The organism is Pantoea sp. ICBG 985, assembly GCF_002928365.1.
Taxonomy (GTDB): Bacteria; Pseudomonadota; Gammaproteobacteria; order Enterobacterales; family Enterobacteriaceae; genus Pantoea; species Pantoea dispersa.
Map to the genome: position 1 here is coordinate 15,394 of NZ_POWM01000007.1, position 19,237 is coordinate 34,630.

35 protein-coding genes are annotated in these 19,237 nt (G+C 52.5%); 1 reads left to right on the forward strand and 34 read right to left on the reverse strand.

Translation table 11 applies throughout. The annotated features are described in order from the left end of the window. Positions 1 to 4: 4 nt before the first annotated feature. The 32 genes from rplO to fkpA all read right to left on the reverse strand — a co-directional run bounded on the left by rplO (position 5) and on the right by fkpA (position 17,736). Entirely contained in the window at positions 5 to 439 is a 435-nt protein-coding gene (gene rplO / locus C1Y42_RS18975; protein WP_021508221.1) for a 50S ribosomal protein L15, read from the reverse strand. A 3-nt stretch (positions 440 to 442) separates the two neighbouring features. Next, positions 443 to 622: a 50S ribosomal protein L30 gene (gene rpmD, locus C1Y42_RS18980; protein ID WP_013510758.1), complete on the reverse strand. Its 180-nt coding sequence runs from the start codon at positions 620 to 622 to the stop codon at positions 443 to 445. A 5-nt stretch (positions 623 to 627) separates the two neighbouring features. After that, on the reverse strand, positions 628 to 1,128 hold the full coding sequence (gene rpsE, locus C1Y42_RS18985; RefSeq protein ID WP_010618560.1) for a 30S ribosomal protein S5: 501 nt from the start codon (positions 1,126 to 1,128) through the stop codon (positions 628 to 630). A gap of 14 nt (positions 1,129 to 1,142) precedes the next feature. Continuing rightward, positions 1,143 to 1,496, reverse strand: a complete 354-nt coding sequence (rplR, locus tag C1Y42_RS18990; protein WP_013510760.1) for a 50S ribosomal protein L18 — start codon at positions 1,494 to 1,496, stop codon at positions 1,143 to 1,145. 9 nt (positions 1,497 to 1,505) lie between these two features. Continuing rightward, positions 1,506 to 2,039 (reverse strand): 50S ribosomal protein L6, encoded by a 534-nt coding sequence (rplF, locus tag C1Y42_RS18995; RefSeq protein ID WP_007891676.1) that lies wholly within the window; start codon positions 2,037 to 2,039, stop codon positions 1,506 to 1,508. Positions 2,040 to 2,051: 12 nt separating this feature from the next. Further along, complete coding sequence (rpsH, locus tag C1Y42_RS19000) at positions 2,052 to 2,444, reverse strand: 30S ribosomal protein S8 (protein WP_021508220.1); 393 nt, start codon at positions 2,442 to 2,444, stop codon at positions 2,052 to 2,054. A 32-nt stretch (positions 2,445 to 2,476) separates the two neighbouring features. Continuing rightward, a complete protein-coding gene (rpsN, locus tag C1Y42_RS19005) occupies positions 2,477 to 2,782 on the reverse strand; it encodes a 30S ribosomal protein S14 (RefSeq protein ID WP_010618564.1) in 306 nt (101 codons plus the stop codon). 14 nt (positions 2,783 to 2,796) lie between these two features. After that, entirely contained in the window at positions 2,797 to 3,336 is a 540-nt protein-coding gene (gene rplE / locus C1Y42_RS19010; protein ID WP_013510763.1) for a 50S ribosomal protein L5, read from the reverse strand. A gap of 14 nt (positions 3,337 to 3,350) precedes the next feature. Then, complete coding sequence (gene rplX / locus C1Y42_RS19015; protein WP_021508218.1) at positions 3,351 to 3,665, reverse strand: 50S ribosomal protein L24; 315 nt, start codon at positions 3,663 to 3,665, stop codon at positions 3,351 to 3,353. A 10-nt stretch (positions 3,666 to 3,675) separates the two neighbouring features. Further along, positions 3,676 to 4,047, reverse strand: coding sequence for a 50S ribosomal protein L14 (gene rplN / locus C1Y42_RS19020; RefSeq protein ID WP_006120590.1), 372 nt, complete (start codon positions 4,045 to 4,047; stop codon positions 3,676 to 3,678). Between the two features lie 168 nt (positions 4,048 to 4,215). Then, a complete protein-coding gene (gene rpsQ / locus C1Y42_RS19025; RefSeq protein ID WP_010618568.1) occupies positions 4,216 to 4,470 on the reverse strand; it encodes a 30S ribosomal protein S17 in 255 nt (84 codons plus the stop codon). Further along, a complete protein-coding gene (rpmC, locus tag C1Y42_RS19030) occupies positions 4,470 to 4,658 on the reverse strand; it encodes a 50S ribosomal protein L29 (protein ID WP_021508217.1) in 189 nt (62 codons plus the stop codon). Before rpmC ends, rpsQ begins: the two co-directional genes overlap by 1 nt. Then, entirely contained in the window at positions 4,658 to 5,068 is a 411-nt protein-coding gene (gene rplP / locus C1Y42_RS19035) for a 50S ribosomal protein L16 (protein ID WP_002438716.1), read from the reverse strand. The genes rpmC and rplP overlap by 1 nt, the downstream gene beginning before the upstream one ends. Before the next feature lie 12 nt (positions 5,069 to 5,080). Further along, positions 5,081 to 5,779, reverse strand: coding sequence for a 30S ribosomal protein S3 (rpsC, locus tag C1Y42_RS19040; RefSeq protein ID WP_021508216.1), 699 nt, complete (start codon positions 5,777 to 5,779; stop codon positions 5,081 to 5,083). Between the two features lie 17 nt (positions 5,780 to 5,796). Continuing rightward, positions 5,797 to 6,129: a 50S ribosomal protein L22 gene (rplV, locus tag C1Y42_RS19045; protein ID WP_007891659.1), complete on the reverse strand. Its 333-nt coding sequence runs from the start codon at positions 6,127 to 6,129 to the stop codon at positions 5,797 to 5,799. Between the two features lie 13 nt (positions 6,130 to 6,142). Then, positions 6,143 to 6,421, reverse strand: a complete 279-nt coding sequence (gene rpsS, locus C1Y42_RS19050) for a 30S ribosomal protein S19 (RefSeq protein WP_001138115.1) — start codon at positions 6,419 to 6,421, stop codon at positions 6,143 to 6,145. Positions 6,422 to 6,437: 16 nt separating this feature from the next. Continuing rightward, a complete protein-coding gene (gene rplB, locus C1Y42_RS19055; RefSeq protein WP_010618573.1) occupies positions 6,438 to 7,259 on the reverse strand; it encodes a 50S ribosomal protein L2 in 822 nt (273 codons plus the stop codon). Positions 7,260 to 7,276: 17 nt separating this feature from the next. Further along, positions 7,277 to 7,579: a 50S ribosomal protein L23 gene (gene rplW / locus C1Y42_RS19060; RefSeq protein ID WP_010618574.1), complete on the reverse strand. Its 303-nt coding sequence runs from the start codon at positions 7,577 to 7,579 to the stop codon at positions 7,277 to 7,279. Next, the gene (gene rplD / locus C1Y42_RS19065) at positions 7,576 to 8,181 is read right to left on the reverse strand and encodes a 50S ribosomal protein L4 (RefSeq protein WP_021508215.1); all 606 of its coding nucleotides are present in this window, start codon (positions 8,179 to 8,181) and stop codon (positions 7,576 to 7,578) included. The genes rplW and rplD overlap by 4 nt, the downstream gene beginning before the upstream one ends. A gap of 10 nt (positions 8,182 to 8,191) precedes the next feature. Further along, positions 8,192 to 8,818: a 50S ribosomal protein L3 gene (gene rplC, locus C1Y42_RS19070; RefSeq protein WP_021508214.1), complete on the reverse strand. Its 627-nt coding sequence runs from the start codon at positions 8,816 to 8,818 to the stop codon at positions 8,192 to 8,194. A gap of 32 nt (positions 8,819 to 8,850) precedes the next feature. After that, entirely contained in the window at positions 8,851 to 9,162 is a 312-nt protein-coding gene (gene rpsJ, locus C1Y42_RS19075; protein WP_006120582.1) for a 30S ribosomal protein S10, read from the reverse strand. Positions 9,163 to 9,468: 306 nt separating this feature from the next. After that, the gene (bfr, locus tag C1Y42_RS19080; protein ID WP_021508213.1) at positions 9,469 to 9,951 is read right to left on the reverse strand and encodes a bacterioferritin; all 483 of its coding nucleotides are present in this window, start codon (positions 9,949 to 9,951) and stop codon (positions 9,469 to 9,471) included. A 103-nt stretch (positions 9,952 to 10,054) separates the two neighbouring features. Continuing rightward, a complete protein-coding gene (bfd, locus tag C1Y42_RS19085) occupies positions 10,055 to 10,249 on the reverse strand; it encodes a bacterioferritin-associated ferredoxin (RefSeq protein ID WP_021508212.1) in 195 nt (64 codons plus the stop codon). Positions 10,250 to 10,426: 177 nt separating this feature from the next. Next, positions 10,427 to 11,611 carry an elongation factor Tu gene (gene tuf / locus C1Y42_RS19090; protein WP_058770981.1) on the reverse strand — a complete coding sequence of 395 codons (1,185 nt, stop codon included), beginning with the start codon at positions 11,609 to 11,611 and terminating at the stop codon, positions 10,427 to 10,429. A gap of 69 nt (positions 11,612 to 11,680) precedes the next feature. Beyond that, entirely contained in the window at positions 11,681 to 13,795 is a 2,115-nt protein-coding gene (gene fusA / locus C1Y42_RS19095; protein ID WP_021507461.1) for an elongation factor G, read from the reverse strand. A gap of 93 nt (positions 13,796 to 13,888) precedes the next feature. Continuing rightward, positions 13,889 to 14,359 (reverse strand): 30S ribosomal protein S7, encoded by a 471-nt coding sequence (gene rpsG, locus C1Y42_RS19100; protein ID WP_007886246.1) that lies wholly within the window; start codon positions 14,357 to 14,359, stop codon positions 13,889 to 13,891. A 96-nt stretch (positions 14,360 to 14,455) separates the two neighbouring features. Then, positions 14,456 to 14,830: a 30S ribosomal protein S12 gene (gene rpsL, locus C1Y42_RS19105; RefSeq protein WP_010616440.1), complete on the reverse strand. Its 375-nt coding sequence runs from the start codon at positions 14,828 to 14,830 to the stop codon at positions 14,456 to 14,458. 124 nt (positions 14,831 to 14,954) lie between these two features. Beyond that, entirely contained in the window at positions 14,955 to 15,242 is a 288-nt protein-coding gene (gene tusB / locus C1Y42_RS19110) for a sulfurtransferase complex subunit TusB (protein ID WP_058759912.1), read from the reverse strand. 9 nt (positions 15,243 to 15,251) lie between these two features. After that, a complete protein-coding gene (tusC, locus tag C1Y42_RS19115; RefSeq protein WP_058770980.1) occupies positions 15,252 to 15,611 on the reverse strand; it encodes a sulfurtransferase complex subunit TusC in 360 nt (119 codons plus the stop codon). Further along, positions 15,611 to 15,997, reverse strand: coding sequence for a sulfurtransferase complex subunit TusD (gene tusD / locus C1Y42_RS19120; RefSeq protein ID WP_021507458.1), 387 nt, complete (start codon positions 15,995 to 15,997; stop codon positions 15,611 to 15,613). Before tusD ends, tusC begins: the two co-directional genes overlap by 1 nt. Continuing rightward, a complete protein-coding gene (locus tag C1Y42_RS19125; RefSeq protein ID WP_104094141.1) occupies positions 15,997 to 16,719 on the reverse strand; it encodes a transcriptional regulator in 723 nt (240 codons plus the stop codon). Before C1Y42_RS19125 ends, tusD begins: the two co-directional genes overlap by 1 nt. A 186-nt stretch (positions 16,720 to 16,905) precedes the next feature. Beyond that, a complete protein-coding gene (fkpA, locus tag C1Y42_RS19130; protein WP_021507456.1) occupies positions 16,906 to 17,736 on the reverse strand; it encodes an FKBP-type peptidyl-prolyl cis-trans isomerase in 831 nt (276 codons plus the stop codon). Positions 17,737 to 18,016: 280 nt separating this feature from the next. Here fkpA and C1Y42_RS19135 point away from each other — a divergent pair, with 280 nt between their 5' ends. Next, the gene (locus tag C1Y42_RS19135; protein ID WP_010616434.1) at positions 18,017 to 18,235 is read left to right on the forward strand and encodes a SlyX family protein; all 219 of its coding nucleotides are present in this window, start codon (positions 18,017 to 18,019) and stop codon (positions 18,233 to 18,235) included. Between the two features lie 55 nt (positions 18,236 to 18,290). On the opposite strand, the gene slyD is transcribed toward C1Y42_RS19135, so the two are convergent. Continuing rightward, positions 18,291 to 18,842, reverse strand: coding sequence for a peptidylprolyl isomerase (slyD, locus tag C1Y42_RS19140; RefSeq protein ID WP_104094142.1), 552 nt, complete (start codon positions 18,840 to 18,842; stop codon positions 18,291 to 18,293). Between the two features lie 195 nt (positions 18,843 to 19,037). After that, positions 19,038 to 19,232 (reverse strand): YheV family putative zinc ribbon protein, encoded by a 195-nt coding sequence (locus C1Y42_RS19145; RefSeq protein ID WP_021507453.1) that lies wholly within the window; start codon positions 19,230 to 19,232, stop codon positions 19,038 to 19,040. Positions 19,233 to 19,237: the final 5 nt, after the last annotated feature.

Genomic DNA, 19,237 nt, shown 5'->3' on the forward strand with positions numbered 1-19,237 from the left:
CTACTTATTCCTCGATTTTACCGCCAGCAGCTTCGATTGCAGCACGAGCACCTTTGGTGACACGCAGACCACGAATCGTAACAGGTGCAGATACTTCACCAGACAGGATCACTTTCGCGAACTCAATCTGTACACCGATGATGTTAGCTGCTTTCAGCGTGTTCAGGTCGACGATACCGCCTTCCACTTTCGCCAGATCAGACAGACGCACTTCTGCAGTCACGAATGATTTGCGCGAGGTGAAGCCGAACTTCGGCAGACGACGGTACAGAGGCATCTGACCACCCTCGAAACCACGACGTACGCCACCGCCAGAACGAGACTTCTGACCTTTGTGACCACGACCGCCGGTTTTACCGAGGCCAGAACCGATACCACGGCCCAGACGCTTGGAAGCGTGTTTAGACCCTTCGGCCGGAGACAGAGTGTTTAAACGCATCTCTTACTCCTCCACTTTCAGCATGTAAGAAATCGCGTTGATCATACCGCGTACAGCTGGCGTGTCTTCACGCTCAACGGTGTGACCAATACGACGCAGACCCAGACCAACCAGAGTGGCTTTGTGCTTAGGCAGGCGGCCGATTGAGCTACGGGTTTGTGTAATTTTGATTGTCTTAGCCATCGTGATTACCCCAGAATTTCTTCAACGGATTTACCACGCTTGGCAGCAACCATATCCGGAGACTTCATATTGCCCAGGCCGTCGATAGTTGCACGAACCACGTTGATCGGGTTGGTGGAACCATAGGCTTTAGCCAGAACGTTATGAACTCCAGCGACTTCCAGAACGGCGCGCATTGCACCGCCGGCGATGATACCGGTACCTTCAGAAGCCGGCTGCATGAACACACGAGAACCCGTGTGCGCACCTTTAACCGGGTGCTGCAGGGTGCCGTGAGTCAGCGCGACATTAACCATATTGCGACGAGCTTTTTCCATCGCTTTCTGGATCGCTGCTGGAACTTCACGCGCTTTACCGTAACCAAAACCAACGCGGCCGTTACCATCACCCACTACAGTCAGAGCGGTGAAGGAGAAAATACGACCACCTTTCACAGTTTTAGAGACACGGTTTACCGCGATCAGTTTTTCCTGCAGGTCGCCAGCTTGTTTCTCGATGTGTGCCATCTTAGACCTCTACCTTAGAACTGAAGGCCAGCTTCACGAGCAGCATCTGCAAGTGCCTGGACGCGACCATGATATTGGAAACCGGAACGGTCGAAAGAAACATCTTTGATGCCTTTTTCGATAGCGCGCTCAGCCAGAGCTTTACCTACAGCTGCAGCGGCGTCTTTGTTACCGGTATACTTCAGTTGTTCAGCGATAGCTTTTTCTACAGTAGAAGCAGCAACCAGAACTTCGGAACCGTTCGGGGCGATTACCTGTGCGTAAATGTGACGCGGGGTACGATGTACCACCAGGCGAGTAGCACCCAGCTCTTTGAGCTTGCGACGTGCACGGGTCGCACGACGGATACGAGCAGATTTCTTATCCATAGTGTTACCTTACTTCTTCTTAGCCTCTTTGGTACGCACGACTTCGTCGGCGTAACGAACACCCTTGCCTTTGTAAGGCTCAGGACGACGGTAGGCGCGCAGATCAGCTGCAACCTGACCAATCAGCTGTTTATCAGCGCCTTTCAGCACGATCTCAGTCTGAGTTGGACATTCAGCAGTGATGCCGGCCGGCAGTGCATGGTCAACCGGGTGAGAGAAGCCCAGGGCCAGACTCACAGAGTTGCCTTTAACAGCTGCACGATAACCAACACCAACCAGTTGCAGCTTCTTGGTGAAGCCTTCGGTAACACCGATAACCATGCCGTTCAGCAGCGCACGGGCAGTACCTGCCTGTGCCCAACCATCCGCATAACCTTCGCGTGGAGCGAAAGTCAGGGCGTTGTCTGCATGCTTAACTTCTACAGCACTGTTAATAGTACGAGTCAGCTCGCCGTTTTTGCCTTTGATCGAAACTTCCTGACCGTTGAGTTTTACCTCTACGCCGGCAGGAACAACGACAGGTGCTTTTGCAACACGAGACATTTTATCCTCCGATTACGCTACGTAGCAGATAATTTCGCCACCAAGACCAGCCTGGCGCGCTGCACGATCAGTCATGACACCTTTAGAGGTAGAAATTACAGCAATGCCCAGACCGGCCATAACTTTTGGCAGCTCATCTTTTTTCTTATAGATGCGCAGACCTGGACGGCTAACACGCTGAATGCTTTCTACAACAGCTTTACCCTGGAAGTACTTAAGAGTCAGTTCCAGTTCCGGCTTGATGTCGCCTTCGATTTTAAAATCTTGAATATAGCCTTCTTCCTTCAGCACGTTGGCAATTGCCACTTTCAGCTTGGAGGAAGGCATAGAGACCGCAACTTTGTTCGCGGCCTGACCGTTACGGATACGGGTCAGCATATCCGCGATCGGATCTTGCATGCTCATCTGTGTTACTCCCGTGATTCAAATGGTGACAATTACCAGCTAGCCTTTTTCAGACCCGGGATTTCACCGCGCATTGCGGCTTCACGGACCTTGATACGGCTCAACCCAAACTTCCGCAGGAAACCGTGCGGACGACCTGTCTGACGGCAGCGGTTACGCTGACGTGAAGGGCTGGAATCACGCGGCAGACTCTGCAGCTTGAGAACGGCGTTCCAACGGTCTTCGTCGGATGCGTTCACATCAGAAATGATCGCTTTCAGTTCAGCGCGTTTTGCGAAGAACTTGTCTGCTAATTTCACACGCTTAACTTCGCGTGCTTTCATAGATTGCTTAGCCATTAAGTAACCCTACCTTACTTGCGGAACGGGAAGTCAAAGGCAGCCAGCAGAGCACGGCCTTCATCATCAGATTTCGCAGTAGTGGTAATGGTGATATCCAAACCACGAACGCGATCGACTTTGTCGTAGTCGATTTCTGGGAAGATGATCTGCTCACGAACGCCCATGCTGTAGTTACCACGACCGTCGAAAGACTTCGCGGACAGACCACGGAAGTCACGGATACGCGGTACAGCAATAGTGATCAGACGCTCAAAGAACTCCCACATGCGCTCGCCACGCAGAGTTACTTTACAGCCGATCGGATAGCCCTGACGGATTTTGAAGCCTGCAACTGATTTGCGTGCTTTGGTGATCAGCGGTTTTTGACCGGAGATTGCTGCCAGGTCAGCTGCTGCGTTATCCAGCAGTTTCTTGTCAGCGATCGCTTCACCAACACCCATGTTCAGGGTGATCTTCTCGACCCGAGGGACTTGCATGACAGAATTGTAGCCAAACTCTGTCATGAGTTTCTGGACTACTTCGTCTTTGTAGTAATCATGCAGTTTCGCCATCGTACTACTCCAAATTACTTGATAGTTTCGCTGTTAGACTTGAAGAAACGGACTTTTTTACCGTCTTCGAATCTAAAGCCTACACGGTCAGCCTTGCCGGTTGCCGCATTGAAGATTGCAACGTTAGAAACCTGAATAGCAGCTTCTTTTTCAACGATGCCGCCTGGTTGGTTCAGAGCCGGAACCGGCTTCTGGTGTTTCTTAACCAGGTTGATACCTTCAACGATGACCTTACCAGAAGTCAGGACATTCTTTACTTTACCGCGTTTACCTTTGTCTTTACCGGTAAGCACGATAACTTCGTCGTTACGACGGATTTTCGCTGCCATTGTTCGCTCCTTAGAGTACTTCTGGTGCCAGAGAGATAATTTTCATGAACTTTTCAGTACGAAGTTCACGAGTTACCGGCCCAAAAATACGCGTTCCGATAGGCTGCTCGCTGTTATTGTTCAGAATAACGCATGCATTACCATCGAAGCGAATGACAGAACCGTCCGGGCGACGAACACCCTTCCTGGTGCGCACCACTACCGCTTTCAGGACATCACCTTTTTTCACCTTGCCACGCGGAATTGCTTCCTTGATGGTCACTTTGATGATATCGCCGACGCCTGCGTAGCGACGGTGCGAGCCACCCAGAACCTTGATACACATTACGCGACGTGCACCGGAGTTGTCGGCGACGTTCAGCATAGTCTGTTCTTGGATCATTTTAGTGCTCCGCTAATGTCAACTACTACTTCGGGACCCAAACCTCAGGTCGTTAAAAAGCCCCATAATTGAGGGCGCGGCATTATAACACCGGTTCTCGCAGATGGGTAGAAAAAATGAACGGCTCCATAGAGCCGTTCATTTTGTTTTTAGAGGAAGCGGATTCTATTACAGAATCGCTTTCTCTACAACGCGAACCAGAGTCCAGGACTTAGTCTTGGACAGTGGACGGGTTTCGCGGATTTCAACCACGTCACCAATTCCACACTCGTTGTTCTCGTCATGGATGTGCAGCTTAGTCGTACGCTTAATGAATTTACCGTAGATCGGGTGCTTCACGAAACGCTCGATAGCAACAACAGCAGATTTCTGCATTTTGTCACTAACAACACGACCCTGCAGAGTACGGATTTTATCGGTCATTACGCCGCCTTCTCAGTCAGTAAAGTCTTAACGCGTGCAACATCACGGCGAACTTGCTTCAGCAGATGGGTCTGCTGCAGCTGGCCAGATGCTGCCTGCATGCGCAGGTTAAACTGCTCGCGCAGGAGGTTAAGCAGCTCAGTGTTCAGCTCTTCAACGCTTTTTTCACGCAGCTCAGTTGCTTTCATTACATCACCGTCTTAGTTACAAAGGTGGTTTTGATAGGCAGTTTTGCTGCTGCCAGCTTGAATGCTTCACGGGCCAGCTCTTCCGGTACACCGTCCATTTCATACAGGACTTTACCAGGCTGGATCAGGGCAACCCAATACTCCACGTTACCCTTACCTTTACCCATACGCACTTCCAGCGGCTTCTCGGTGATTGGTTTGTCCGGGAATACACGGATCCAAATCTTACCTTGACGCTTAACTGCACGGGTCATAGCACGACGTGCTGCTTCGATCTGACGAGCAGTCAGACGACCACGGCCAACAGCTTTCAGACCGAAAGTACCGAAGCTAACATCCGTACCCTGCGCCAGACCGCGGTTACGGCCTTTGTGCACTTTACGGAATTTCGTACGCTTTGGTTGTAACATCAGCGACTCTCCTTACTTACGGCCTTTACGCTGCTGCTTTTTAGGTTGAGCAGCCGGTTCCGGTTGTTCAACAGCAGCCATACCACCCAGGATCTCACCTTTGAAGATCCATACCTTAACGCCGATTACACCATAAGTGGTGTGCGCTTCAGAGGTGTTGTAGTCAATGTCAGCACGCAGAGTGTGCAGCGGTACACGACCTTCACGGTACCATTCGGTACGTGCGATCTCAGCACCGCCCAGACGGCCGCTAACTTCAACTTTGATACCTTTAGCGCCCAGACGCATTGCGTTCTGTACAGCACGCTTCATCGCACGACGGAACATCACACGACGCTCCAGCTGTGAAGTGATGCTGTCAGCAACCAGTTTTGCGTCCAGTTCCGGTTTACGGACTTCGGCGATATTGATCTGTGCAGGAACGCCAGCGATGTTCGCTACGACCGTGCGCAGTTTTTCAACGTCTTCACCTTTTTTACCGATAACGATACCCGGGCGAGCGGTGTGAATGGTCACACGGATGCTCTTAGCCGGACGCTCGATAACGATGCGAGATACAGACGCTTTTGCCAGTTCTTTGTTCAGGAACTGACGTACTTTAAAGTCGCTGTCCAGGTTGTCAGCGAATTCTTTGGTGTTCGCAAACCAGGTAGAGTTCCATGGTTTTACAATACCCAGGCGAATACCATTAGGATGTACTTTCTGACCCATTGCTAGTCTCCAGAGTCTCAGCGATCGGACACAACCACAGTAATGTGGCTGGTGCGCTTCAGGATGCGATCTGCACGACCTTTAGCACGCGGCATAATGCGCTTCATGCTAGGGCCTTCATCTACGAAAATTTTCGCAACTTTCAGATCGTCGATATCAGCGCCATCGTTGTGTTCGGCGTTAGCAATGGCAGATTCCAGGACTTTCTTAACCAGTACAGCCGCTTTCTTGTTGGTGTAAGTCAGAATATCCAGAGCCTGCGACACTTTCTTACCGCGAATCAGGTCAGCAACAAGGCGAACCTTCTGAGCAGAAGAACGAGCATGGCGATGTTGAGCAATAGTTTCCATCTCTTCCTCCTACTTATTTCTTCTTGGCTTTCTTATCAGCAGCGTGGCCGCGATAAGTACGTGTCGGTGCAAATTCACCCAGCTTGTGGCCGACCATTTCGTCGGAAACAAAGACAGGAACGTGCTGACGACCATTATGGACAGCGATGGTCAAACCGATCATGTTAGGGAAGATCGTTGAACGACGGGACCAAGTGCGCAGGGGCTTCTTGTCACCGCTTTCCACCGCTTTCTCTACCTTCTTCAGCAAGTGCAGGTCAATAAAAGGACCTTTCTTGAGAGAACGTGGCATGGCTTATCCTCTAAAATTATTTGCTACGGCGACGTACGATAAATTTATCAGTACGCTTGTTGCTACGGGTCTTCTTACCTTTGGTCTGAACGCCCCACGGAGTTACCGGGTGCTTACCAAAGTTACGACCTTCACCACCACCGTGCGGGTGATCGACTGGGTTCATCGCAGTACCGCGAACGGTAGGACGAACACCACGCCAACGGGTTGCACCGGCTTTACCCAGAACGCGCAGCATGTGCTCAGCGTTACCGACTTCGCCCAGGGTTGCGCGGCAGTCAGCTTCGACTTTACGCATTTCGCCTGAACGCAGACGCAGGGTAACGTAGGAACCTTCACGCGCAACGATCTGCACGTAAGCACCAGCAGAACGGGCAATCTGACCGCCTTTACCTGGTTTCATTTCTACGTTGTGCACGGTTGAACCAACCGGGATGTTACGCATCGGCAGGGTGTTACCTGCTTTGATCGCAGCATCAACGCCAGACTGAATCTGGTCGCCAGCTTTCAGGCCTTTAGGGGCCAGGATGTAACGGCGCTCGCCATCTTTGTACAGAACCAGTGCGATGTTCGCAGAACGGTTCGGATCGTACTCAAGACGCTCAACAACTGCCGGGATACCATCTTTGTTGCGTTTGAAGTCAACAATACGGTAAGCCTGCTTGTGACCACCACCGATATGACGGGTAGTGATACGACCATTGTTGTTACGACCACCGGATTTGCTGTTTTTTTCAACCAGCGCGGCAAAAGGCTTGCCTTTGTGCAGCTCAGGGTTCACCACTTTAACAACGTGACGACGACCCGGAGATGTCGGTTTACATTTAACAACTGCCATTGTCTTTCTCCTCCGACTTACTCAGCGCCGCCGACGAAGTCCAGGTTCTGGCCTTCTTTCAGGGTGACGTAAGCTTTTTTCCAGTCGCTACGACGACCGATACGCTGTCCGTGACGCTTAACTTTACCCTTAACAACCAGGGTGTTTACGTCTTTCACTTCTACTTCGAACAGTTTCTCAACAGCAGCAACGATCTCTGCTTTGGTCGCGTCTTTGGCAACTTTGAGAACGATGGTATTGGTTTTTTCCATCGCGGTTGATGCTTTTTCAGATACGTGCGGCGCGCGCAGTACTTTCAGCAGACGTTCTTCACGGATCATGCCAGCATCTCCTCAACTTGCTTAACTGCTTCTGCAGTCATAACGACTTTGTCGAAGGCGATCAGGCTAACTGGGTCGATACCCGCTGCATCACGCACGTCAACCTTGTACAGGTTACGCGCAGCCAGGAACAGATTCTCATCCAGTTCACCGGTGATGATCAGCACGTCTTCCAGCGCCATGTCTTTCAGTTTCTGTACCAGCAGCTTAGTTTTAGGCGCTTCAACAGAGAACGACTCGACAACGATCAGACGGTCCTGACGTACCAACTCGGACAGGATGCTTTTCAGCGCGCCGCGGTACATCTTTTTGTTAACTTTTTGACTGTGGTCCTGTGGACGCGCAGCGAAGGTCACGCCACCTGAACGCCAGATCGGGCTCTTGATAGAACCTGAACGCGCACGGCCGGTGCCTTTCTGACGCCATGGCTTTTTGCCTGAACCAGTTACTTCAGCACGAGTTTTCTGCGCGCGAGTACCCTGACGAGCACCTGCAGCGTAAGCAACAACAACCTGGTGAACCAGCGCTTCGTTGAAATCACGACCGAAGGTAGTTTCGGAAACAGTCAGCGCGCTCTGCGCGTCTTTCAGTACTAATTCCATTGCTATCCCCTTACGCCTTCACAGCTGGTTTAACAATCAGGTCGCTGCCGGTTGCACCCGGGACAGCACCTTTGACCAGCAGCAGGTTGCGCTCAGCGTCAACACGTACTACTTCCAGGCTCTGAACGGTTACGCGCTCATTACCCAGCTGACCAGCCATTTTCTTGCCTTTGAACACTTTGCCCGGAGTCTGGTTCTGACCGATAGAACCCGGAACGCGGTGAGACAAGGAGTTACCGTGTGTAGCGTCCTGGGTACGGAAGTTCCAGCGCTTAACGGTACCTGCGAAACCTTTACCTTTAGAGGTACCGGTAACGTCTACTTTTTTAACGTCAGCGAAAATTTCAACACTGATGCTCTGGCCAACAGAGTATTCTTCACCTTCGGTGCGGAATTCCCACAGACCACGGCCAGCTTCAACGCCAGCTTTAGCAAAATGACCTGCTTCCGGCTTACCAACACGGTTTGCTTTTTTCGCACCGGTGGTAACCTGGATCGCCTGGTAACCATCGTTTTCCAGACCTTTGACCTGGGTAACGCGGTTTGCTTCAACTTCGATTACGGTTACTGGGATTGAAACGCCTTCTTCAGTGAAGATGCGCGTCATGCCCACTTTTTTACCGACTAAACCAATCATTGTATCAACCTCTCAATCGCTCGATGACCTGATTAACCCAGGCTGATCTGCACGTCAACACCGGCAGCCAGATCCAGACGCATCAGAGCATCAACGGTTTTTTCAGTTGGCTCAACGATGTCTACCAGACGCTTGTGAGTGCGGATTTCGTACTGATCACGCGCATCTTTGTTAACGTGCGGAGAGATCAGAACGGTGAAGCGCTCTTTGCGAGTCGGCAGCGGGATCGGACCACGTACCTGCGCACCAGTGCGCTTGGCAGTCTCGACGATTTCCGCGGTTGATTGATCGATCAGGCGATGATCAAACGCTTTAAGACGGATACGGATTCTTTGGTTCGACATGAGACCAAGGCTCCAAACATTTTATAAACGAAAAAAATTACTACCCGCACCCATTACGATTGATGGGGGAGTGTAATCGTTCAGCATATAACTCCCCAATCGGGAGTATTGTCAGGCGATACACTAATCGCTATCGCCTGCGATTCTGCTCGAATCGCGCCACACCAATATCGGCAGGCCCGCGCATTATACGCAAATCTGTTCAGGAAGCAACCCATGCTGCGTTTTTAACCGCAAAAGCGCGCACCAGTAAAAAAGCCCGCACGGGGCGGGCTGCAATCAACAGGTGGAACGGCACGGCAAACGCTACTTATCGCCCTCTTCTTTCAGTTGGGCCTGCAGATAGTTTTGCAGACCCAATTTCTGAATCAGGTCGAGCTCAGTTTCCAGCCAGTCGATATGGTGCTCTTCATCCGCCAGAATCTCGATCATCATGTCGCGGCTGACGTAATCATGAACTTTATCGGCGTACGCAATCGCTTCGCGTAAGTCTTTCGCCCCTTCCAGTTCGAGCGTCAGGTCCGACTGCAGCATTTCCGGCACGTCTTCACCGATGCGCAGCCGGCCGAGATCCTGCAGATTAGGAATGCCTTCGAGAAACAAAATGCGTTCGATGTACTTGTCCGCATGTTTCATTTCATCAATGGATTCATGGTATTCAACATCGTTGAGGCGGATTAAGCCCCAGTTTTTGAACATGCGCGCATGTAGAAAGTACTGGTTGATTGCAACCAGTTCATTTCCCAGCAATTTATTGAGGTGAGTAATGATTTTGCCGTCGCCCTTCATTGTGCTTCCTCCGCTTGCAGATAAATAGAGCGTAGATGCGGATAAAAAGAAGTCAAAAAAACGCGACAGTTTTTGGGGTTATTCAGGCGAAGCGCATGCGCAGTTACGCTATCTCTTTGTAAAGAGGCACGTTTTGCATTTCATCATCCATAATTTCGCGCGCCACGCGAATACACTTGCCGCACTGCTTGCCGATAGGCACCAGCTGGCGCAGTTGCTGAATCGATTTGGGTTGATAACGGCGGACAACTTCACGCAGGGTTCGGTCGCTTACGGCATTACACAGACAGACGTACATTTACAGCCCACTCCAGTACAATTTCTGATCAAAGTGTAAATGAGAATGGTTTTTATTTCAACGTAGCTTTTGTGTGGGATTAGGCGTGCCGGTCAATGCAAAGCAAAAAAAAAGAGCACCGAAGTGCTCTTTTTCATGCTGCGGTGGCAACCGAAGTTACCACCGTTATTAACGCAATTAAGCGAGAACTTCAGCAACAACGCCCGCGCCAACGGTACGGCCGCCTTCGCGGATTGCGAAACGCAGACCCTGGTCCATCGCGATTGGGTGGATCAGCTCAACGGTCATTTTGATGTTGTCGCCTGGCATTACCATCTCAACGCCTTCTGGCAGTTCGATGTTGCCGGTCACATCAGTAGTACGGAAGTAGAACTGTGGACGGTAGCCTTTGAAGAACGGAGTATGACGGCCGCCTTCGTCTTTAGACAGTACGTACACTTCTGATACGAACTTGGTGTGTGGCTTGATGGTGCCTGGCTTAGCCAGAACCTGACCACGCTGGATCTCTTCACGCTTGATACCGCGCAGCAGAACACCACAGTTCTCGCCTGCCTGACCCTGGTCCAGCAGTTTGCGGAACATTTCAACACCGGTACAGGTAGACTTGGCAGTCGCTTTGATACCAACGATTTCTACTTCGTCGCCCACTTTCACGATGCCGCGCTCAACACGACCGGTAACAACGGTACCACGGCCAGAGATTGAGAATACGTCTTCGATTGGCAGCAGGAACGGCAGATCGATAGCACGTACTGGATCTGGAATGTAAGTATCCAGGTGACCAGCCAGCTCAACGACTTTCGCTTCCCACTCAGCGTCGCCTTCCAGCGCTTTCAGCGCAGAACCGCGTACGATTGGGGTATCGTCGCCTGGGAAGTCGTACTGAGACAGCAGATCGCGAACTTCCATCTCAACCAGTTCCAGCAGCTCTTCGTCATCAACCATGTCGCACTTGTTCAGGAACACGATGATGTAAGGAACGCCAACCTGACGGCCCAGCAGGATGTGCTCACGGGTCTGTGGCATTGGGCCATCAGTCGCAGCAACAACCAGGATCGCGCCGTCCATCTGCGCAGCACCGGTGATCATGTTTTTCACATAGTCGGCGTGGCCTGGGCAGTCAACGTGTGCGTAGTGACGGGTCGGGGTTTCATATTCAACGTGAGAGGTGTTGATGGTGATACCACGAGCCTTCTCTTCTGGCGCGTTATCGATCTGATCGAATGCACGAGCCTGGCCGCCGTAGGTTTTAGCCAGAACGGTGGTGATGGCTGCAGTCAGGGTGGTTTTACCGTGGTCAACGTGACCGATGGTGCCCACGTTTACGTGCAGTTTGTTACGTTGAAATTGCTCTTTCGCCATGGCGATAATCCTTACGTTATGCCTTCATCAGTGATGAAGGCATCAGTTCACAATTTTTAAACCGTAGCCTTATTTGCTACGAGCTTCAATAACGGCCTGAGCGACGTTGTTCGGCGCATCATCGTACTTCAGGAACTCCATGGAGTAAGAAGCACGGCCTTTGGTCAGAGAACGCAACTGAGTCGCGTATCCGAACATTTCAGACAGCGGAACTTCAGCGTGAATCTGAACGCCAGTCGCGTTAGATTCCTGACCTTTCAGCATACCACGACGGCGGCTCAGGTCACCGATAACGTCACCGGTGTTCTCTTCTGGGGTTTCTACTTCAACCTTCATGATTGGCTCAAGCAGAACCGGCTGTGCTTTCTTAAAGCCATCTTTGAAGGCGATAGAAGCGGCCAGTTTAAACGCCAGCTCAGAGGAGTCAACGTCATGGTAAGAACCGAAGTGCAGGCGCACGCCCAGATCAACTACCGGGTAACCGGCCAGTGGACCAGACTTCAGCTGCTCCTGGATACCTTTATCAACCGCAGGGATGTATTCACCAGGAATCACACCACCTTTGATATCGTTGACAAATTCGTAGCCTTTCGGATTCGAACCCGGCTCCAGTGGGTACATGTCGATAACAACATGACCGTACTGACCACGACCACCAGACTGCTTGGCGTGTTTACCTTCGATATCGGTAACTTTAGAGCGAATCGCTTCGCGGTAAGCAACCTGAGGTTTACCGACGTTCGCTTCAACGTTGAATTCACGCTTCATGCGGTCAACGATGATGTCGAGGTGCAGCTCACCCATACCAGCGATGATGGTCTGGTTAGACTCTTCGTCAGTCCATACGCGGAATGACGGGTCTTCTTTCGCCAGACGACCCAGAGCCAGACCCATTTTTTCCTGGTCAGCTTTGGTTTTCGGCTCAACGGCGATAGAAATTACCGGCTCAGGGAATTCCATACGCTCCAGAATGATCGGGTTAGATGGATCACACAGGGTATCACCGGTGATCACGTCTTTCAGACCGATTGCTGCAGCGATGTCGCCTGCGCGAACTTCGCTGATCTCTTCACGTTTGTTGGCGTGCATCTGAACGATACGACCGAAACGCTCACGTGCAGATTTCACGGAGTTCAGTACGGTATCGCCCGAGTTAACCACACCCGAGTAAACGCGGAAGAAGGTCAGGTTACCTACGAACGGGTCGTTGGCAATTTTGAACGCCAGCGCAGAGAACGGCTCGTCGTCAGTTGCGTGACGCTCAGCCGGGGTATCTTTACCGTCGTCCAGGATACCGTTGATCGCCGGAACGTCAGTTGGTGCTGGCAGATATTCAACGACTGCATCCAGCATCGCCTGAACACCTTTGTTCTTAAATGCAGAACCACAGGTCACGAGGATGATCTCGTTGTTCAGTACGCGCTTACGCAGAGCAGATTTGATCTCTTCTTCAGACAGTTCTTCACCGCTAAAGAATTTCTCCATCAGCTCTTCAGAAGCTTCAGCAGCTGCTTCAATCAGCTTGCCACGCCACTCTTCAGCCAGTTCCTGCAACTCAGCACGGATATCTTCGTAAACGAAGGTAGTACCCTGATCGGCGTCGTTCCAGTTGATCTCTTTCATCTTGATCAGGTCAACAACACCGGTGAAGTTCTCTTCTGCGCCGATAGCCAGCTGCAGTGGAACCGGAGTCGCGCCCAGACGTGATTCGATCTGACCAACAACTTTCAGGAAGTTCGCACCCATACGGTCCATTTTGTTAACGAACGCGATACGTGGAACTTTATATTTGTTTGCCTGACGCCATACGGTTTCAGACTGCGGCTGCACGCCACCTACTGCACAGTAAACCATTACTGCGCCGTCGAGCACACGCATAGAACGTTCTACTTCGATGGTGAAGTCAACGTGTCCCGGGGTGTCGATGATGTTGATGCGGTGCGGCTCAAACTGCTTCGCCATACCTGACCAGAACGCAGTGGTCGCTGCAGAGGTGATGGTAATACCACGCTCCTGCTCCTGCGCCATCCAGTCCATGGTTGCAGCGCCATCGTGCACTTCACCGATTTTGTGGTTAACACCGGTGTAGAATAGGATACGCTCGGTGGTAGTGGTTTTACCGGCGTCAATGTGTGCGCTGATACCGATGTTACGGTAGCGCGCAATGGGTGTTGTACGAGCCATTTGATTCCTCTGATTCTCGGACGTTCAATGTAAGTCGACCCCAGCGGGTTGGCTGAATGAGCGCCCGCTGGTTTAACAACAACTACGTGGCGATTACCAGCGGTAGTGTGCGAACGCCTTGTTGGCTTCAGCCATACGGTGAACGTCTTCACGTTTCTTCACTGCAGTACCTTTGTTTTCTGCAGCGTCAGAAAGTTCGTTCGCCAGGCGGAGAGCCATCGATTTATCACCGCGTTTACGAGCAGCTTCTACGATCCAACGCATTGCCAGGGCATTACGACGAACCGGACGGACTTCAACTGGAACCTGGTAGGTTGAACCACCAACGCGACGTGACTTAACTTCGACAGTCGGACGTACGTTTTCGAGTGCAACTTCGAAAGCTTCCAGACCATCTTTACCAGCACGTTGAGCCAGGGTATCAAGTGCGGTATAGACGATTGATTCAGCAGTAGATTTTTTACCATCTACCATCAGGATATTTACAAATTTAGCCAGCAGCTCTGATCCGAACTTAGGATCCGGCAGAATTTTACGCTGACCAATGACGCGACGACGTGGCATGGAAATACTCCGTTGTTAATTCAGGATTGTCCAAAACTCTACGAGTTTATTTTGACATTAAAGTTAAAACGTTTGGCCTTACTTAACGGAGAACCATTAAGCCTTTGGCTTCTTCACGCCGTACTTGGAGCGAGCCTGCTTACGGTCTTTAACACCTGAGCAGTCCAGCGCGCCACGAACGGTGTGGTAACGCACACCTGGCAGGTCTTTTACACGACCGCCACGGATCAGGATCACGGAGTGCTCCTGCAGGTTATGACCTTCACCGCCGATGTAGGAGGTGACTTCAAAACCGTTAGTCAAACGCACACGGCAGACTTTACGCAGTGCGGAGTTTGGTTTTTTCGGGGTAGTGGTGTAAACACGAGTACAAACACCACGTTTTTGCGGGCAAGCTTCCAGCGCCGGCACGTTGCTTTTAGCAACCTGACGAACGCGTGGTTTGCGAACCAGCTGGTTAACTGTTGCCATTAAATAGCTCCTGGATTTAGCTTTTGCTTCGTAAACACGTAATAAATCGCCTCGTATTACTACGAGGAGGCAGAATTTTAGGGCTGTGCCCATAGGGTGTCAAGAAATAACCAGGTTTTACCCTTCACCAGGCCACTTGTTGTGGATGCTTCGTCGTCAGCGTAACGAAACCAGTATAGTTCAGACGCGACACATTGGTCGAAATTTGCGCAGTCAGCCCGCGCGCCATCACGTCTTCTTCTAATACCCACAGCGTGGCGGGCGATGCCAGCAGCTGCTGCAGCTTCTCACTGCCTGCCAGCGCGGCCGTCACACCATCCTGTAACAGCAGCACGTCATCGCCCTCCTGCAACAGCAGCAGCAGGCTATCGAAATCGCATTGCCAGGGAGAGTGCAGCAGGGTGTAGAGCATGGTCAGTTCTCAGAAACGGAGGATACGGTCATAAGTTGCCAGCGTCTGACGCAACGCGGCAGGTTCCAGCAGCTGCGCATCCAGCACGCGCGCTGCCGTGAGGCTCAGGCCACGTGCCAGCAGTGACGCCTGACAGATATAGCAGCGATCGATGTCGTATAGCGCCAGCACGCCAAAGGTCGCAATATAGTCACGCGCCAGAATCTGCGCCGGCTGCTGATCGCGGTTGAGCTGCAGCACGCCGTCGCCAATAAAGAACAGGCCGATATCCTCACTCAGCGCGCCGGTCGCCAGCACGGCATCCAGCCCTTCCCGGCCAGCACTGCTGCCGTGCGGAGCCTGCGTAAACAGAAACGCCACACGGTTCATCAGAATTGCACCAGTCGATCGCAGCTCAGGGCGGCTTCCGCCAGCGCGCCCAGGCCGCTAAGGGTAAATCCGGGCTGCAGATTGCTGCCCGCCAGCTGCAGGCGCGCTGCCTCCTGCGCATCGGTCACGCCGCGCCGCAACGCGGCTGCCACACAGATATTCAGTGCCGCGCCACTGTCGTCGCGCAGCTGCTGCCAGGCGCGCACCATGTCCACTTCATCGCTGGCCGGCGCGCTGAGCTGGTTAGCATTCAGCACGCCTTCGCGGTAAAAGAACACGCTTTCCAGCTGATGTCCCTGTGCCAGCAGCGCACGGGCAAACAGCAGCGCGCTACTGGCGTGCTGTGTGCCGTAAGCCGGCCCGGTGACCAGCAGCGTGTAGCGCATTAGCGTTCCTGCCCCTGCAGATCGCCACTCTTAAACTGGCGGATATACAGATACACGGTGTGCTTAGAAATATTGAGGCGATCGGCCACCTGGTTAATGGCGTCCTTGATATCGAAAATGCCCTTCTCGTACAGATTGAGGACGATCTGGCGATTCTTGGCGTTATTCGACACGTTGCGATCGGCGCTCACCTCTTCAATAGTGAACTCCAGCGTCTGGGTGACCAGATCCTCTACCGAGCTGGCAAAGTTGACGTTGGAATCCACCTGCTGCGTCTCCGGCGGCATGAAAGTCGACATAATCTGCGAAAACGGTACGTCCAGGTTCATATTGATGCACAGCAGGCCAATCACCCGCTGCTGCCGGTTACGAATCGCAATGGTTACCGACTTCATCAGCACGCCACTTTTGGCTCGCGTGAAGTAGGCGCGGGACACATTGCTCTCCGCGCCGTGCATATCATGCAGCATGCGCAGCGCCAGATCGGTAATCGGGGAACCCACTTTGCGGCCGGTATGTTCGCCGTTGGCGATACGCACGGCGGAGCATTTAAGATCTTCCAGCGAGTGCAGCACGATTTCGCAGTGCGAGCCAATCAGCATCGCCAGACCGTCGACCACCGCTTCGTAGGATTTAAGAATATCGTAGTCTGCTTGTTCGAACGGACGCTGCTCCAGTAAATCGAAGTCAGTCAGTTCGCCGGGATTGAATGGATTAGACATCGAAGACATTACCCTAAATGGCTGGAGCCTGTCTCGACAGCATTGGGGCAGACTCATCTTATGATCATTGTGCAGGCGCTAGTCTGGCAAATGTCGCCGTTTTTAGCCAGAGCTTTACTCATCGCGCCGCAAATTCAGGATGAGCGAAAACAAAACCGCCGCCCGAAGGCGGCGGTGCAAGTCAGCTTACTGCGCTTTCTTGTCAGCAGCGGCCGGAGCCTGCGCTTTCTCATCGGCTTTCGGCGCCGGCTTGATGTCGAGCAGCTCAACATCGAACACCAGCGTTGAGTTGGCCGGAATACCCGGCACGCCGTTTTTGCCGTAAGCCAGGTTCGGTGGGATCACCAGCTTGATCTTACCGCCTTTCTTCACGTGCTTCAGACCTTCGGTCCAGCCCGGGATTACGCCGTCCAGACGGAACGACAGTGGCTCGCCGCGCGTGTAAGAGTTGTCGAACTCGGTGCCGTCAATCAGCGTACCTTTGTAGTTAACCACTACGGTATCGCTGTCTTTCGGGGTTTCACCGCTGCCCTCTTTCTCTACCTGATACAGCAGGCCAGATTCGGTTTTCTTCACGCCCTTCTCTTTGGCGAACTTGTCTGCGTAAGCGGTGCCTTTGTCGGCATTCTCTTTCGCGTCTTTTTCCATCTTCGCCTGAGCGGCCCCTTTCACGCGGCCTTCAAACGCCTGCAGCGTCTGCTCAATCTCTTCGTCAGACAGCTTGCTCTTGCCGCCAAACGCATCCTGAACACCGGCAATCAGCTGGTCTTTGTCCAGTTTGATACCCAGTTTCTCCTGCTCCTTCAGAGAGTTGTCCATGTAGCGACCCAGGGAGGCGCCCAGCGCATAGGCTGACTGCTGGTCTTCGTTTTTGAAGGCAGCATTTTTCGGCGCCTGTGGCGCAGCCTGCGCTGCGTCAGCCGGTGCCGCAGTGGTTTCTGCTGCCATTGCCAGCGGTGCATTCAGCGCGACGGCCATGGTGGTAGCTAACAATGTGACTTTAAACAGTGATTTCATCCTTTCTCCAAAACCGAAGCTTCAAAACCTCGGGAATCATTGCGGACAGTGGCCCACACTATAACTTTACGTGGCAGTGGCGAACACTCCCACAGTGTAATTACCCGGTCAACCTCCGACCTTTTTTGCTTCAGGAAGTTTCATCAGAGATATAGGCGCAACGCGGGAATTCAATGCATACGCCAGACCGAAGGTGAAATATCAGGTGATTCTGACACGAAAGACCGTAGAATCACGCCCGACAAGATCAACGCGCAGCACCGTGACAGGAGGAGTGATGATGCAACAACCAGAATGGGATCAACGCCTTGAGGCGCTGGAGAGCAAGCTGGCTTTCCAGGAACATACCATTGAGCAGCTCAATCAGACGGTGGTTCAGCACGAGCTGGAAATGAGTAAACTGCGTGAGCAGGTGCGTCTGCTGGTGGATAAAGTGAAGGCCGCCGCCCCGTCCATGGTCGCTTCGCAAGCGGAAGAGACCCCGCCGCCGCACTATTAATGTCGCGCGCTTTGCTGCCCAATAAAAAGGCCACCCGCAGGTGGCCTTTTTACGCTTAGTGGTTGCAGCCGCAACCACCGTGGCCGCCGCAGCCGCCATGACCGTGCTCATGATCGTGACCATGATCGTGATGATGGCCGTCAGCGCCATGAACGTGGCCGTGAGCGATCTCTTCTTCCGTGGCTTCACGGATAGCAACCACTTCCACATTGAAGTTCAGGTTCTGACCCGCCAGCATGTGGTTACCATCAACCACCACGTGCTCATCTTCCACTTCGGTGATCTCGACCGGCACCGGGCCCTGGTCGGTTTCTGCCAGGAAGCGCATGCCAACCTGCAGCTCGTCAACGCCCATGAACACGTCTTTCGGTACACGCTGCACCAGGTTGTCATCGTACTGGCCGTACGCGTCGTTTGCCGGGATATGCACGTCAAACTTGTCGCCGACCGCGTGATTTTCCAGCGCTTTTTCCAGACCAGAAATCAGGGAACCATGACCGTGCAGATAATCCAACGGCGCACTCACCGGTGACTCGTCAACCAACACACCGTCTTCGGTACGAACCTGATACGCCAGGCTCACCACCAGGTCTTTTGCTACTTTCATGATATCTCCTAACCGTTGAGAACAAAGAATCCCGTCTCATTGGTCTATTCTCGCGTGCAATAACCAACCAGAAAGGTTCAGTACTGAGGATGCCAACAGTGCTGTTGGACCATACTGCTCAGCGTTAATGGCGCCGATTGTAGCGGAATTCAATACCGCTGTAAGGCTAAGCTTAAAAAAAGCTGCGCCATCGCGCTACTCCGGATGAAAAATGCCAATCACTTGCTCAGTGCTGCGAACCTGATCGCGCGCCTGCTTGTCCGCCTCACGCATCTGGTGGCCGCACTTCACGCACTCCACCACATCGACATTGTTTTCACGCCACATCGCCAGCGTGTCTTTCTCCTGACAGTGCGGACAAACCGCACCGGCAATAAAACGTTTACGCATAGTGT